This window comes from Salegentibacter salegens (assembly GCF_900142975.1).
Taxonomy (GTDB): Bacteria; Bacteroidota; Bacteroidia; order Flavobacteriales; family Flavobacteriaceae; genus Salegentibacter; species Salegentibacter salegens.
In genome coordinates this window covers 1,807,010-1,821,527 of the sequence record NZ_LT670848.1, presented here as the reverse complement: position 1 = coordinate 1,821,527, position 14,518 = coordinate 1,807,010, and the positions used below count along the sequence as shown (strand labels likewise).

The window sequence follows — 14,518 nt, the reverse complement described above, 5'->3', positions numbered from 1 at the left end:
TTCGATTAAATACTGGTTTTACGATTTTTCCTACTAAAATTTATAAAGTACTGAAAATTAATAGTGTATAAAGACGGTTTAAATAAGAAGAATTACATAGAAGAACATCAGAATTTATTAAATAAAAAAAGCCACGCAATTTTTATTACGTGGCTTTTAGAAATTATATTCTTACAGAATTATTCTCCCAAAAATGGGTATCTGTAATCTTTTGCTGGTACAAAAGTTTCTTTAATTAGTCGAACTGATGCCCATCTTAAAAGATTCATTTTAGAACCTGCTTTATCGTTAGTACCGCTGCCGCGTGCACCACCAAATGGTTGCTGGCCAACTACTGCTCCGGTAGGTTTGTCATTTATATAGAAATTACCAGCCGCATTTTGTAATAAGTCGGTTGCGATTGCAGCCATATAACGGTCTCCAGAGAAAACTGCTCCGGTAAGGCCGTAAATACTGGTATTGTCTACAGTATTAAGAAGATCTCTCCACTTTTCTTCACTATAGTTTTTATCATCATATACATAAATAGTTACTACAGGACCGAACAATTCGGTTTCCATAGTTGTGTAATGAGGATCTGAAGTTAAGATTACGGTTGGTTCAATAAAATAACCTTCAGATTTATCATAATTTCCGCCGATTACTACTTCAGCATTCTTGTCTTTTTTAGCTCTATCTATGTAGCCAGCTAATTTGTCAAAGGCTCCTTCGTGAATAACTGCATTGATAAAGTTAGACATATCTTCTGGAGAGCCCATTTTAAAGGATTCCAGATCTGTTTGTACAAAGTCTTTTACCTCTGGCCAAAGGCTTTGCGGAAGATAAACTCTGGAAGCGGCACTACATTTTTGGCCCTGGTATTCAAAAGCTCCCCGGGAAATTGAAGTAGCAACTTCTTTTGCATTAGAGGTTGGGTGAACCACAATAAAGTCTTTACCGCCAGTTTCTCCAACAATTCTTGGATAGGTTTTATATTTATTGATGTTGTTACCAATTTTACCCCAAATTCCTTTAAATACATCTGTACTTCCGGTAAAGTGAATTCCGGCGAAATCTGGACTGTCTAGTACGGTATTGGTAATCATTTCAGGATCTCCCATAACCATATTAATTACACCATCTGGCAAACCGGCTTCCTGAAATACTTCCATAATTACCTGTGCAGAAAAAATCTGGCTATCACTAGGCTTCCAAACTGCAACATTCCCCATAAGGGCAGCGCTGGATGGAAGATTACCTGAAATAGCGGTAAAGTTAAAAGGTGTAATAGCGTATACAAAACCTTCTAATGGTCTATACTCTACCCGGTTCCAGTTTCCTTCAGAAGATTCTGGTTGTTCGTTGTACATATCTGACATATATTCTACGTTAAAACGTAAAAAGTCACATAGCTCACAAGCTGCATCAATTTCTGCCTGGTATATATTTTTTGACTGCCCAATCATCGTGGCAGCATTAATTCTTGATCTGTAAGGGCCTGCAATAAGGTCTGCTGCTTTTAAGAAGATAGCAGCACGCTGTTCCCATTCCAGTTTTGCCCATTTTTCCCGCGCTTTTAAAGCTTCGTCTATAGCTTGTTGAACATGTTTTTTCTTTGCACGGTGGTAAGTTCCTACTTTATGTTTATGATCGTGAGGAGGGCGAATATCTGCCGTGTCTCCTGTTTTTATTTGTTCAGATCCAATATAAAGTGGCACTTCCATATTGGAGTTATATAGATCTTTATAAGTGAGTAAAACTTCTTCCCTTTCCGGGGTTCCCGGAGCATAAGTTTTTACCGGCTCGTTAACCGCCTGTGGAACGTGAAAAAATCCTTTTCCCATAGTTATTATATATTTTTTTTGTTTTTAATTATTGTGAGTATAAAGGTAAAAAAATTAGGTGATTTTGAATACTTATGAAAGCGCATTCACGAAAGCTTAACTATTTTTGTAAATTCAATACTTTTATTAAGATAATTTTATGTGCACCATAAGTCTCACGCCTCATCTTAAAGATTCAACAGGGTTTATCTTAACATCTAATAGAGATGAAGCGAGCGAAAGAGAAACCTATTCGCCTCATTTTAAAACCGAAAAAGAGACCCTTTTACTTTTTCCTGAAGATGCGGTAGCCGGCGGGAGCTGGATTGGAGTTAGTGAACAAAAACGGGTTTTATGCTTAATGAATGGTGGTTTTGAAGCTCATAAGCGCGAAGTTTCTTATCGAAAAAGTAGGGGCGTCGTTTTAAAAGACTGGCTAATTGCTGAAAATATCAAAACCGAAATCGAACATTATAACCTGTATAATATAGAGCCTTTCACGGTTGTTATAGCCGATTGGTCTCTCGATTTATTTTTCGCTGAATTTGTTTGGGATGGTAAAGAGAAGCATTTTAAGGACTTGCCGCTTCAGCCGCAAATTTGGTCTTCTTCTCCTTTATATACTTCAGAAATGAAAAAGTTTCGGGAAGAATGGTTTTCTAAATTTCAAAAGCAAAAAAATCTTTCGGCTAAAAATCTTTGGGAATTTCATCATTCTGCTGGAAAAGGAGATAAAGAGGTCGATTTAATTATTGATCGTGGTTTTCTCAAAACCAAAAGTATTTCCCAGGTAGCATTTTTACCCGGAAAATTGAAATTTAAATATGAAGATCTTCAGAAAAGTGAAATCACAAATCAAGAATTCCCAGCGGATTTAATTTAAGGCAAATGGAGCACTTAGTTTAAAAATAGGGATCTTAACCCTGAATTTTCGGGTCGAAGAAAAACTAATCATATTGTAATAACCGCTCATAGAGCCAAAAGGCGAGCTAAGCAAGCAACCGCTTTGGTAAGTATGTGATTCACCGGGTTTTAAAACCGGTTTTTGGCCAATAACCCCTTCCCCCTGTACAATTTCAGTATGATTTAAAGCATCTTTTATTTTCCAAAAACGCGAGGTTAGTTGTACCGAATCGTTACTTTTATTTTCTATAGTTATATGATAGGAAAAAGCAAAACGAGAGCCAAGGTTCTTAAGAAAAGTACCTTCAAAATTGGTGTTAACCGAAATTTTTATGCCTCTTGTAACTTGTTGAATCATATATTAGTAAATAGCGAAAGACGCTAAAATTGATATTATTGCCGCGACTCCTGCTAAAATAAAAAATATAAAGTTTAAGAGCACAAACTTTACAATCGTTTTAACACGCCCCTGTGCGTAAAAATTGCGCATAGCTTTATATAGGTAGAAAGAAAATACCGTGTTGGCAATGGTAAACGCCCAATTTTCTAAAAAGTAATCCAGGAGCAAGCCAAGCGCGTAAATGATAAAAAATGTGGTTTGCACATGAAAAGAAAAGATTAAGTGCTCCATATAATTGAATGGCCTTCTTAAATAAACCAGCCAAATAAAGAGGGCAAATACCGGTAAATAAAAGAATATGATGAACGGCAGTTTATTTACAAAATAATTAAAGAACAATGCGGGATTGTCCTTTACCGTATTCCAGTCTGCCGCTTTTTTGTATAACCAGTGGTTGTAATTGGTTTGGGGATAAGAAAGGCTATCCATTGCCGTTTCAGCGTTTCTAATGGTGGTTTCTTTGTAAAACCTGGAATAAATATTGAATTTTATATTTCCGGCATCTAGGTAGCTCATAGTATCCAGCTCCTCATTAGGAGTATAAAACTCCTTATAAGATTTTGCACTGTTTTTTTGCTGTTTTTGAATAATTGAATCCAGGTTCATTTCTCCAACTGGCGTGGGGATTATATTGGGGGCATTACTACTTATGCTATCCTGTTCCAGTTCCTGAAAAATTTCTTCATTATCGGCAATAGGCTGAATATTCTCAAAAGAATTAGTGAAACTCCAAATTAAAAAGAAAATAATGGAAGCGCTTAAGTAAAATCTAAATGGGTTGGCGTAGCGCATTCGCTTTCCATTAATGTAATCTTTTGAAATTTTCCCGGGAGAAAATAATAAAACCCTTAAGGTGCGATGAAATCGGGAATCGTAAGCAAATAGGCCAGAAAAGAATTCTGAGAAAAAATCATCGAATTTTAATTTTTTAGTGCTATTTAATTGCCCGCAACTGGGACAATATTTATCACTTTTATCTAACGGAATTTCACAGTTAAGACATTTGGTGCCCCTATACTTGAGATCGTATCTACTGCCTGCCATTTTTTAAATAGGTTGGTTAGTCTCTTAATTAGTTAGTGATCGTGGTAGAATTAGCCGTGCCTACGCCAATTAATCGGTCATATCTGGCACCTAGACTTCGGTAATAAATCAAAACCTGGTAGGAGTTTTCGGTTTCGTCAAAATTTCCGCTAAAGAAACCTTCGTCAATCGTTCCGTCAGCGCGTTTTAGCACATATTTGTAATTATAAAATCCTTGCTTAAAAAGCCTGGCACTTTCATAAAGATCGGAATTTTCATTGTAATTAAGCCGGGTGCTTTCATCTAAAATAAAATTATTGAACGCGCCATAAATATGTACTTCGCCTCCGTTTAATTCTGAATAATTCTGAAGTTTAAAATGCACCCAAACATATTCGGCTTCTATTGAAGGATTTTCTGCGGGTAAACTCCTTATTAGAAATTGCCCATTTATATCGGGATTATAAGTGTAGGGCTCGTTGGCACGGGTGCGATCTGGAAATAAATAATGGTGGTAGAGTTCGTTTAGGGCAACTGAGCTGATGTTTGCGGTAGTGGCTCTCAATTCTTTATTGTCAAACTGAATGTATTCGTTGCCGCCCCAAAAAGCAGTTTCGCTGTCATATCGGTAAACCAGTTCGTTGCCAATATTGTATTGAGGATTAATGTTTTTTATTGCGGTTTTCATATTATGATTCTGCATAATAAAGACATTTACAGTATTGTCTGGATTTTTTAGTAATAAATCTGGCGATTCAACCGTGAAGTTTACCACCTGTTTTTCGTCTATAAATTCAAGGTTTCTGGAGCGTCTTAAATTTATCCTAACCCGGGCCATATTTTCATAAACCATAAATTTTCGGGAGAAAACCAGTTCTTTTTCGCCGTTGAAGATCTTGATCATATAATTTCCGCTAAGCTTAACGCCTCCGGTGTCTTCGTTTGGAATTCTTAGCTCGTAATGGGAAAAAGGCTGAAGGGTATTAAAAGAATTTAAATAATTAAAGATCCTAATGTCATCAAAACCGATTAAATATTCAGATTTTGCAAGTTGGTTGGGAGTCCAATCGTAATTGTAATGTTCTATGGTATAGTAATAATCGGCTTCGTCGCCAATAATATCATCAAACTTTAAAGTTAATCGCTGGCCCAATTGTAAAATGGGATTCGCGTTATTGGTATGCGAATTTCCTGAGAGCTGAATGCTTCTTATGTAATTGGGCGGAAGCGTTTCTTCTGCAACCTGAGCGGTCAATTTTAGGGATAAAATTGATAGAAAGAGGAATATAAAACAATTTTTCATAAGAAATAGAATCTAGACAAATGTACTTACAAATCTTATTCCGCAATTTTTAACATTTCATTTTAACAGTTTTCGGTGCTTAAAAATGTTTGATTTCTTGGGTGAAGTGCGGTTAAAATTCCTAAATTTGCACGACTCAAAATAAAAAAATTTTAACATACAACCCATCCTATGTCAAAAGACATTCGAATTAAAAGAGGATTATCTCTAAAATTAGAAGGGGAGGCGGAAAAGGAGCTGGTAAAGGCTCCAAGGTCTAAAACCTACGCAATTAAACCGCCAGATTTTCACGCATTGGTACCTAAAATGGTTATAAAAGAAGGAGCTAAAGTCCTTGCCGGCGATGAACTTTTCTTTTCAAAATACACTGATGAATTACGTTTTACCAGCCCTGTAAGCGGGGTGCTTAAGCAAATTAAGCGTGGGGGGAAACGCAAGATCATGGAAGTGATTATAGAGGCCGATCCTGAAGATGCTTACAAAGATTTTGGAAAAATGGACGCTGCTAGTTCTGATGCTGAAGCTGTAAAGCAGCGCATTTTAGAAAGTGGCTGTGGTGCATTTATTAATCAACGTCCCTACGATATCGTAGCCGATCCTAAAGATACGCCAAAAGCCATCTTTATTTCTGCGGTAAGTACCGCGCCTTTAGCTCCAGACTGGGGTTTTATTCTAAAAGAAAAGCAAGCTGCTTTTCAGGAAGGAATAAATGCGCTTAAAAAACTTACTCCTGGAAAAGTGCACGTGGCAGTAGATGGCAGCTCGGCACAATATTTAAAAGATATTAAAGGAGTAGAGCTTCATAATGTAAAGGGACCGCACCCGGCAGGAAATGTTGGTGTTCAAATTCATAAGATAGATCCTATTAATCAGGGTGATAGAGTTTGGACGGTGAATCCTGAAGATGTGACTATTATTGGAAATCTTTTCCTTACCGGGAATTATAGAGCCGATAAAACCGTTGCGGTAACAGGAAGTGAAGCTACTAACCGAAAGTACTTTTCAACTAAAATTGGAGCTGAAGTTGCAGATCTTATCAATAAGGTTGATGAAGATGTTCGAATCGTTTCAGGAAATGTGCTTACCGGTTTAAAATTGGCCTATGATCAGCACGTGGGCTTTTTTGCTAACGAAGTGACCCTTCTTCCGGAAGGAAATAATTACAGGGCTTTTGGTTGGTTGCCTTTTACCTATAATCATATTCACTCCAACTCAAGGACTTCTTTATCCTGGTTGTTTCCAAATAGGAAATTTAAGCCTACTACCAATTTAAATGGAGAAGAGAGAGCTCTTGTAGTAACCGGTGAAATGGAAGAGGTTTTACCTATGGATGTTTACCCAATGCAGCTAATTAAAGCCTGTATGGCCGGTGATATTGAGAAAATGGAGAATCTTGGGATCTATGAAGTAGCTCCTGAAGATTTTGCTTTGGTAGAATATGTGAATACATCTAAGATCGAGATTCAGGATGTAATTCGTCTTGGTTTGGATTTAATGATTACTGAAGTAGGTTAAAAAGCAGTAGAATTATGGAATGGATTAGACAAAGATTAGATAAAATAAAAGAGCCCTTTGCAACTGGGAAGAAATATGAAAAGTATGCACCTGCAGTTAATGCAATAGATACTTTCTTATTTACTCCAAATCATACCACGCAAAAAGGAGCTCATATTCGTGACGCAGTAGATTTAAAGCGTACGATGATCACAGTGGTGCTTGCGCTTATTCCGGCACTTATCTTCGGAATGTGGAATACAGGTTACCAACACTTTAGCCAGTTAGATGGAGCCTTTACGTTTTGGGAAGCGATTGGTCACGGAGCATTAAAAATTGTTCCAATGATTGTGGTTTCTTATGGAGTGGGCCTTGGAATTGAATTTGCTTTCGCCATCTTTAGAGGGCACGAAGTAAATGAAGGGTATCTTGTAACAGGATTGCTTATTCCTATGATTATGCCTGTAGATTTTCCACTTTGGATGTTGGCTTTATCTGTGGTATTTGCTGTGCTTGTAGGTAAAGAAGCATTTGGAGGTACAGGAATGAATATTCTAAACCCTGCGCTTACGGCAAGGGCATTTGCCTTTTTCGCCTATCCTACTTATATGTCTGGAAACAAGGTATGGGTAAGTGAAGCCAGTAATGTAGATGCTATTTCTGGTGAAACAATACTTGGTTCATTGGCAGCAGGAGATAATGTGAGTTACGGTATGATGGATATGTTCTACGGAGTTATCCCAGGCTCTGTCGCAGAAACTTCAACACTCTTGGTACTTGTAGGAGCACTGCTTTTAATATTAACAAAAGTAGGAAGCTGGAGAATAATTTTGAGTGCATTTATAGGAGCAGCAGCAATGGCGCTTATCTTTAACGCTTTACCTTCTATGGGAATTACCGGGAACGAACTTACAAACTTCCCCTGGTATGGTCACCTTATTATTGGTGGACTTGCTTTTGGTATTGTGTTTATGGCTACAGATCCTGTCTCGGCTGCGCAAACAATGAAGGGGAAATGGATCTATGGGTTCTTAATAGGCTTCCTTTCGGTAATGATTAGGGTATTTAACCCGGCATATCCTGAAGGGGTAATGCTTGCGATCTTACTTATGAACGTATTTGCGCCAACCATAGATCACTATGTAATACAGTCGAATATTAAGCGTAGAAAGAAAAGAATTCAATCCGCCACCACACAGGTGAAAACAGCAGTTTAGTTATGGAAGAAAAATCAGTAAATAAAACAAATACTAACGGTTACACGTTCCTATTTGCGGTGATTATGGTGTTGGTTGTTGCCTCAGTATTGGCTTTTACCGCAACTTCGCTTCAACCTATTCAAAAGGAAAACGTACGTCAGGAAAAGATGCAGAGTATTCTTGCAACTATTGGCGTTGAAACCGATAGAGCAGGAGCCGAAGAGCTTTACAATCAATATATCACTAAAGCCGTAACCTTAGACGAAAACGGAGATGTGAAAGAAGACGTGGACGCTTTTATGGTAGATTTGGCTAAAGAGCTTAAACGTCCCGTAGAAGAACAAAGCTACCCACTGTATGTTGCCAATTACGAAGGTTCTAAATATTATATAGTTCCTCTAAGGGGTAACGGGCTGTGGAACGCGATATTTGGTTACATTTCTTTAAAAGATGATGTAAATACCATTAAAGGTGCTACGTTTGATCACCTTGGGGAAACCCCGGGTCTTGGTGCAGAAATCACTAAAGAATGGTTTAAAGAAAGTTTTGCCAATGAAAAGATTTTTGACGAAAGTGGAAATCTTGTAGGAGTATCTGTTGTAAAAGGCGATATAGATCCGTCAGATAAAGACGATAACAAGGTAGATGCAATATCCGGAGCTACAATTACCGGAGATGGTGTTTCTGATATGATTTCTGAAAGACTTAAACGTTATCTGCCTTACTTTAAACAGCAAACAGAAATTAAAGTTGCAACTAGGTAATTATGGCTACAGAGAAAAAAAATATTTCAGAAGAGAAGGAGGCCAAGAAGAAAGAAATGATCCTTTTTCTGTCAAATTCAGAAGAAAAAGAGCATTTCCTTTCTAAAGGCAATAGAAAATTATTGTCAGATCCTCTAGACGATAACAACCCAATTACCGTACAGGTACTGGGTATTTGTTCGGCACTGGCAATTACAGTACAATTAGAACCTGCTGTGGTTATGGCCATCGCGGTAGTCGCTGTAATGGCTTTTAGTAACATGATTGTTTCTATGTTGCGTAATTTGATTCCAAGTAGAATCAGGATTATTGTACAGCTTGTAGTGGTAGCATCCCTTGTGGTTTTAGTAGACCAGATACTTAAAGCTTATGCCTATGATGTTAGTAAGCAGCTTTCGGTATTTATTGGATTGATTATTACCAACTGTATTGTAATGGGGCGTTTGGAAGCTTTCGCTCTTGGTAACGGAGTTTATAAATCTTTCCTTGATGGTATTGGTAACGCTGCCGGATACGGTTTAATTCTTATAATCGTAGCCTTTTTCCGTGAGCTTCTAGGTTCAGGGAAATTATTTGGCTTTGAAGTTTTAGGACATAAAGGAGCCTCTTTAGCCGATTCTACGGGATTATATGCTCTAGGATATGAAAACAACGGTTTAATGTTGCTTTCCCCAATGGCGCTAATTGTAGTTGGTTTGCTTATTTGGGTGCAACGCGCCAGAAACCGTAAACTGATAGAAGAGAACTAAAAGCACAACAGCTTAAATAAAATTAAATTATGGAATTAATAAATTTATTTGTTAGAAGTATTTTCATAGAAAATATGATTTTTGCCTACTTCTTAGGGATGTGTTCCTATTTAGCAGTGTCAAAAACCGTGAAAACAGCTGTTGGGTTAGGTGCCGCGGTAATCTTTGTACTTACCATTACCGTACCTATTAACTATTTGCTGGACAACTACCTATTGAGACCGGGAGCTTTGCAATGGCTTGGTGCCGATTATGCCAATGTAGACCTTAGCTTCCTGAGCTTTATCATGTTTATCGCGGTAATTGCATCTATGGTACAATTAGTAGAGATGATCGTAGAGAAATTCGCCCCTGCATTATATGGTGCTTTGGGTATTTTCTTGCCGCTTATTGCTGTAAACTGTGCTATCCTTGGAGGATCACTTTTTATGCAACAAAAGGATTTTGGAACTATGACAGAAGCCGTAACCTACGGGTTTGGTAGTGGAATTGGATGGTTCCTGGCAATTCTTGGTATTGCGGCTATTCGTGAAAAAATAGCATACTCTAACGTGCCTGCTCCATTAAAAGGTTTGGGGATAACATTTATTATCACCGGACTTATGGCATTAGGTTTTATGAGTTTTATGGGAATTAAATTATAATCGCAAAAGAAAGATTATGACAGTTATTATAGCAAGTATAGTAGTATTTTTAGCATTAATACTCATATTGGTTTCTGTGTTATTGGGAGCAAAGGCAAAATTAGCGCCTTCTGGTCCTGTTACCATAAACATAAATGGGGAAAAGGATATGGATGTAGGTTCTGGAGGAACTTTACTTTCTACCCTGGGAGACAATAAATTATTTTTACCTTCTGCCTGTGGTGGTGGTGGAACCTGTGTACAGTGTAAATGTATCGTTGAAGAAGGTGGCGGTGCCATTCTTCCTACCGAGGAGCCACACTTTACCCGTAAAGAAATCGCACAGGGATGGCGATTAGGTTGCCAGGTAAAGGTAAAAGAGGATATGAAAATTACCATTCCGGAAGAAGTTTTTGGAATAAAAAAATGGGAAGCAACGGTTGTAAGAAATTATAACGTAGCATCATTTATCAAGGAATTTGTTGTTGAAATTCCTGAAGATATGGATTATAAAGCCGGTGGGTATATCCAGATTGAGATTCCTAAGTGTGAGGTTAAATTTAGTGATATGGATATCACCGCTCACCCTGAAGAACACGATACTCCAGATAAATTTAAAAACGAATGGGACAAATTTAAACTTTGGCCATTGATTATGAAGAATCCAGAGACTGTAGAGCGTGCTTATTCTATGGCCTCTTACCCTGCCGAAGGGCGTGAAGTTATGCTTAACGTTCGTATTGCGACTCCGCCATGGGATAGAGCTAAAGACGGTTGGATGGATGTCAATCCTGGTATTGCTTCTTCTTATATTTTCTCAAGAAAAAAAGGAGATAAAGTAATTATCTCAGGACCTTACGGAGAATTCTTTATTAACCACAGTGAATCTGAAATGCTTTACGTTGGTGGTGGAGCCGGTATGGCGCCAATGCGTTCTCACCTTTACCATCTGTTCCGTACTCTTAAAACCGGAAGAAAAGTAACTTACTGGTACGGTGGGCGTTCTAAAAGAGAATTATTCTATAGTGAGCACTTTAGAGCTTTGGAAAGAGATTTCCCTAACTTTAAGTTCTACTCGGCGCTTTCTGAACCAATGGAAGAAGATAACTGGAAAGTAAAGGAAAGTCTTGACGATGAAGGAGACGGATTTGTTGGATTTATTCACCAGGTTGTAATAGATAATTACTTAAATCATCACGAGGAACCAGAGGATATTGAATTGTATTTCTGTGGTCCGCCATTAATGAACAAAGCTGTTCAAAAAATGGGTGAAGATTTTGGAATGCCGCCCGAAAACATCAGGTTTGATGATTTTGGAGGTTAAGATTTAAATAATTTAGACGAGCTGTCTAAGAAGTTTTTAAATTCGTTATCCTGAATTCATTTCAGGATATAGGATGTTCTTAATTGAAACATTTTAGAAGCTGAAACAATCCCGAAAGCTTTCGGGGCAGCTTAACGAGAACAAGACTTTTTAGACAGCTTTTTTTATTTTTGCATTATGGCAAAATTAAACGATCAGGAACTACATAACCTTGCAATGAATATTGTAGGCAAAGAACTTGAGGAACATGGTTACGAATTTCTTGGGGTAAATAGTGAGATCAAAAAGGATCCGCAGTTTGTGGCTTTAAAAGATAAAAAACTTCATTTTGTAATTGTACGGGCTATAGAATATCCGCATAATCCCAAAGAATACGATATGGCCTTTCTTAGATCTATGAAAGAACACGCGCTCAAATTTAAAGCACGCACCTTTTACGCCGGGGTAGGGCTTGCAAATTCCAGCGATTATGAAAGGCCGGTTATGCATGGCGAAGAGTATGTGGTTAATTATGAAGGTTGGCAGGAAATTTAATTTATAATAATCATTATTTTGTTTAAATGAGAAAATTGCCTTTACTCTTCCTTCTTCTTTTCCTTAGTATTTCCTGTGAAAATGACGGTCAACAAACTTATACCAAAACCGGGCAGGCGCTCGGGACAACCTATCAGGTTAAATACTTTTCTTCGGAAAATTTCAATACTGAAAAAGCTTTAGATTCTATTTTTGAAGTGATCAATACCTCCATGAGCACGTATCAGGATGATTCTGATATCTCCCGAATAAATTCCGGAGCTGAAGACGTAAAAGTCGATGTTCATTTTCAAAAGGTATTTAAATTCTCTAAACAGGTTTTTAAAGAAAGCAATGGCTATTTTGATCCAACGGTAGGTAGTTTGGTCAACGCCTATGGATTTGGGCCCGATAAGCCCTTAAATGGACCTGATGTCGCTGTATTAGATTCCCTAAAAGAACTTGTAGGTTTTGAGGGGGTGAAACTTACTGAAGAAAATACCATCCAAAAGGAAAACCCGAATATCTACCTTGATTTTAATGCGATTGCCAAAGGTTACACCATAGATGTAATCGCTGAATATTTAGATTCTAAAAACCTTGAAAATTACCTGATTGAATTGGGTGGGGAATTAGTAGCTAAAGGCCAAAATTTAGAACGAGAATCAGATTGGATAGTGGCAATAGATAATCCGCAGCAAAATGAAGCAGAACGGACACTTCAAACTGTGCTGGCTTTAAAAAACCGGGCGATGGCGACTTCGGGAAACTACCGGAAATTTAGGTTAGATAGCAGCACTGGAAAGCGATTTGTACATACTATAAACCCTTTAACCGGTGAAGCCGAAAAAAGCAATTTGCTCAGCGCCTCTGTACTTGCCGAAAATTGTACCCTCGCCGATGGCTATGCCACCGCCTTTATGGCCTTAGGCTATGAAAAATCCTTAGAAATGCTGAAAAAGCTAGATAATGTTGACGTGTATTTTATTTATGTAGATGAAGAAGAAAGTATGCGGGTTTTTACTTCGAAAGGGTTTGAAGAGGCTCTAAGAGATTAGTTTTTATAACAAACGAGGGTGTAATCTCAAGTCTGTCTAGACTTTGAAAATTAAATTAAAATTTTTAGACTAGATTATGACACAAGAAGAGATTAAGGAATTAAAGGAAAAAGCATTAAAACAATTTTTATCAGGAGAATCCCTAACCGGCAAAAACGGCGCTTTTGCTCCAATGCTTAGGGAGTTTATGGAAGAGGCCCTGGAAGCAGAAATGTCTTCGCACCTTTCCGATGAAGAAAAAGGCTCAAAAGCAGGTAATAAGCGTAATGGCAAAGGCAAAAAGACCCTAAAGAGCAGCCAAGGGGACGTCACCATTAACACGCCCCAGGATCGTAACAGTACCTTTGAGCCGGAGATCGTAGCGAAACGCCAGCGTATCCTGGCCGATAATTTAGAAAAGCAGATTATAGGCATGTACGGGATGGGCAATAGCCTGCGGGATATCTCAGCTCATATAGAGGAAATGTATGATTCCAAGATATCCACACACGTTCTAAGTGATATTACGGACCGGGTGATTCCCAAGGTTAAGGAATGGCAGGATCGCCCCTTGGAGCCGGTATATTGCATCCTATGGCTCGACGCGATGCACTTCAAGGTACGCGAAGAAGGCAAAGTAAAGCACAAGGCCTTGTATAATATTTTAGGAATAAATAAAGCTGGAAGAAAGGAAGTGCTGGGTATGTATATCTCGGAAAGTGAAGGGGCCAATTTTTGGCTTCAGGTGCTGACCCAATTAAACAACCGTGGCTTAAAAGATATTCTGATTGCCTGTACGGATAATCTTACGGGCTTTAGTGAAGCCATTCATTCTGTTTATCCCAAGACTGATATTCAGCTATGTATTGTCCACCAGATCCGCAATAGTATGAAGTATGTGGCCAGTAAGGATCAAAAAGATTTTATGAAAGACCTTAAACTGGTGTACAAGGCTGACACCAAAGACCAGGCTGAATCGGCTTTACTGGATCTGGAAGAAAAATGGGGCAAAAGATATCCCATAGTGATCCGTTCCTGGAATGATAACTGGGACCGATTGAGTGCTTATTTTGAATATACCGCACCCATTAGAAAACTCATATACACCACAAATGCCGTAGAGGCTTTTCACCGGCAGGTAAGAAAAGTAACCAAGACCAAAGGCGCTTTTACCAATGATATGGCACTATTGAAGCTGGTTTACCTAGCTACCAGAAGAATTGAAAAGAAATGGAACGCCCCACTGCAGAACTGGGGTTTGGTAGTTCAACAATTAGCTATTAAATTTGAAGGTCGGCTAGAGTTGGACTTAGCCACCAATGAAACGAAAAACTAAAATTTTCTTCTCCCGGGGGTACCCCCGGGAGAAGAAGCAGACAGAGTT

The 14,518-nt window shown here is 38.3% G+C and carries 14 protein-coding genes; 10 read left to right on the top strand and 4 right to left on the bottom strand.

Translation table 11 applies throughout. From position 1 onward, the window contains the following. Positions 1–179: 179 nt before the first annotated feature. The gene (gene pruA, locus B5488_RS08240; RefSeq protein WP_079734838.1) at positions 180–1,823 is read right to left on the bottom strand and encodes an L-glutamate gamma-semialdehyde dehydrogenase; all 1,644 of its coding nucleotides are present in this window, start codon (positions 1,821–1,823) and stop codon (positions 180–182) included. Between the two features lie 139 nt (positions 1,824–1,962). On the opposite strand from pruA, the gene B5488_RS08235 reads away from it, so the two are divergent. Then, a complete protein-coding gene (locus B5488_RS08235; RefSeq protein WP_079734837.1) occupies positions 1,963–2,685 on the top strand; it encodes an NRDE family protein in 723 nt (240 codons plus the stop codon). Here the strand turns inward: B5488_RS08235 and apaG are convergent. Genes apaG through B5488_RS08220 form a run of 3 tightly spaced genes read right to left on the bottom strand, consistent with a single transcriptional unit; the run spans position 2,677 to position 5,431 of the window. Further along, a complete protein-coding gene (gene apaG, locus B5488_RS08230) occupies positions 2,677–3,063 on the bottom strand; it encodes a Co2+/Mg2+ efflux protein ApaG (protein ID WP_079734836.1) in 387 nt (128 codons plus the stop codon). The genes B5488_RS08235 and apaG overlap by 9 nt on opposite strands. 3 nt (positions 3,064–3,066) lie before the next feature. Beyond that, positions 3,067–4,149: a DUF3667 domain-containing protein gene (locus B5488_RS08225; protein ID WP_079734835.1), complete on the bottom strand. Its 1,083-nt coding sequence runs from the start codon at positions 4,147–4,149 to the stop codon at positions 3,067–3,069. 28 nt (positions 4,150–4,177) lie between these two features. Continuing rightward, positions 4,178–5,431, bottom strand: coding sequence for a type IX secretion system plug protein (locus tag B5488_RS08220; RefSeq protein ID WP_079734834.1), 1,254 nt, complete (start codon positions 5,429–5,431; stop codon positions 4,178–4,180). Between the two features lie 171 nt (positions 5,432–5,602). On the opposite strand from B5488_RS08220, the gene B5488_RS08215 reads away from it, so the two are divergent. The 9 genes from B5488_RS08215 to B5488_RS08175 all read left to right on the top strand — a co-directional run bounded on the left by B5488_RS08215 (position 5,603) and on the right by B5488_RS08175 (position 14,470). Then, on the top strand, positions 5,603–6,946 hold the full coding sequence (locus tag B5488_RS08215) for a Na(+)-translocating NADH-quinone reductase subunit A (protein ID WP_079734833.1): 1,344 nt from the start codon (positions 5,603–5,605) through the stop codon (positions 6,944–6,946). A gap of 14 nt (positions 6,947–6,960) precedes the next feature. Continuing rightward, entirely contained in the window at positions 6,961–8,142 is a 1,182-nt protein-coding gene (locus tag B5488_RS08210) for an NADH:ubiquinone reductase (Na(+)-transporting) subunit B (RefSeq protein WP_079734832.1), read from the top strand. Positions 8,143–8,144: 2 nt separating this feature from the next. Next, positions 8,145–8,888 (top strand): Na(+)-translocating NADH-quinone reductase subunit C, encoded by a 744-nt coding sequence (locus tag B5488_RS08205; RefSeq protein ID WP_079734831.1) that lies wholly within the window; start codon positions 8,145–8,147, stop codon positions 8,886–8,888. A 2-nt stretch (positions 8,889–8,890) separates the two neighbouring features. Next, positions 8,891–9,637: an NADH:ubiquinone reductase (Na(+)-transporting) subunit D gene (locus B5488_RS08200; protein WP_079734830.1), complete on the top strand. Its 747-nt coding sequence runs from the start codon at positions 8,891–8,893 to the stop codon at positions 9,635–9,637. 29 nt (positions 9,638–9,666) lie between these two features. Next, entirely contained in the window at positions 9,667–10,281 is a 615-nt protein-coding gene (nqrE, locus tag B5488_RS08195) for an NADH:ubiquinone reductase (Na(+)-transporting) subunit E (protein WP_079734829.1), read from the top strand. Between the two features lie 16 nt (positions 10,282–10,297). Beyond that, complete coding sequence (gene nqrF, locus B5488_RS08190) at positions 10,298–11,584, top strand: NADH:ubiquinone reductase (Na(+)-transporting) subunit F (RefSeq protein ID WP_079734828.1); 1,287 nt, start codon at positions 10,298–10,300, stop codon at positions 11,582–11,584. 177 nt (positions 11,585–11,761) lie between these two features. Further along, positions 11,762–12,118: a Na(+)-translocating NADH-quinone reductase subunit F gene (locus tag B5488_RS08185; protein ID WP_079734827.1), complete on the top strand. Its 357-nt coding sequence runs from the start codon at positions 11,762–11,764 to the stop codon at positions 12,116–12,118. A gap of 26 nt (positions 12,119–12,144) precedes the next feature. Beyond that, positions 12,145–13,155 (top strand): FAD:protein FMN transferase, encoded by a 1,011-nt coding sequence (locus B5488_RS08180; RefSeq protein WP_079734826.1) that lies wholly within the window; start codon positions 12,145–12,147, stop codon positions 13,153–13,155. A gap of 76 nt (positions 13,156–13,231) precedes the next feature. Next, on the top strand, positions 13,232–14,470 hold the full coding sequence (locus B5488_RS08175) for an IS256 family transposase (protein ID WP_079733433.1): 1,239 nt from the start codon (positions 13,232–13,234) through the stop codon (positions 14,468–14,470). Positions 14,471–14,518 lie beyond the last annotated feature (48 nt).

What these genes read in the sequence shown, in the direction of transcription:
- pruA (WP_079734838.1), bottom strand. Translation starts at nt 1,823, where the DNA reads ATGGGAAAAGGATTTTTTCACGTTCCACAGGCGGTTAACGAGCCGGTA.
- B5488_RS08235 (WP_079734837.1), top strand. Translation starts at nt 1,963, where the DNA reads ATGTGCACCATAAGTCTCACGCCTCATCTTAAAGATTCAACAGGGTTT.
- apaG (WP_079734836.1), bottom strand. Translation starts at nt 3,063, where the DNA reads ATGATTCAACAAGTTACAAGAGGCATAAAAATTTCGGTTAACACCAAT.
- B5488_RS08225 (WP_079734835.1), bottom strand. Translation starts at nt 4,149, where the DNA reads ATGGCAGGCAGTAGATACGATCTCAAGTATAGGGGCACCAAATGTCTT.
- B5488_RS08220 (WP_079734834.1), bottom strand. Translation starts at nt 5,431, where the DNA reads ATGAAAAATTGTTTTATATTCCTCTTTCTATCAATTTTATCCCTAAAA.
- B5488_RS08215 (WP_079734833.1), top strand. Translation starts at nt 5,603, where the DNA reads ATGTCAAAAGACATTCGAATTAAAAGAGGATTATCTCTAAAATTAGAA.
- B5488_RS08210 (WP_079734832.1), top strand. Translation starts at nt 6,961, where the DNA reads ATGGAATGGATTAGACAAAGATTAGATAAAATAAAAGAGCCCTTTGCA.
- B5488_RS08205 (WP_079734831.1), top strand. Translation starts at nt 8,145, where the DNA reads ATGGAAGAAAAATCAGTAAATAAAACAAATACTAACGGTTACACGTTC.
- B5488_RS08200 (WP_079734830.1), top strand. Translation starts at nt 8,891, where the DNA reads ATGGCTACAGAGAAAAAAAATATTTCAGAAGAGAAGGAGGCCAAGAAG.
- nqrE (WP_079734829.1), top strand. Translation starts at nt 9,667, where the DNA reads ATGGAATTAATAAATTTATTTGTTAGAAGTATTTTCATAGAAAATATG.
- nqrF (WP_079734828.1), top strand. Translation starts at nt 10,298, where the DNA reads ATGACAGTTATTATAGCAAGTATAGTAGTATTTTTAGCATTAATACTC.
- B5488_RS08185 (WP_079734827.1), top strand. Translation starts at nt 11,762, where the DNA reads ATGGCAAAATTAAACGATCAGGAACTACATAACCTTGCAATGAATATT.
- B5488_RS08180 (WP_079734826.1), top strand. Translation starts at nt 12,145, where the DNA reads ATGAGAAAATTGCCTTTACTCTTCCTTCTTCTTTTCCTTAGTATTTCC.
- B5488_RS08175 (WP_079733433.1), top strand. Translation starts at nt 13,232, where the DNA reads ATGACACAAGAAGAGATTAAGGAATTAAAGGAAAAAGCATTAAAACAA.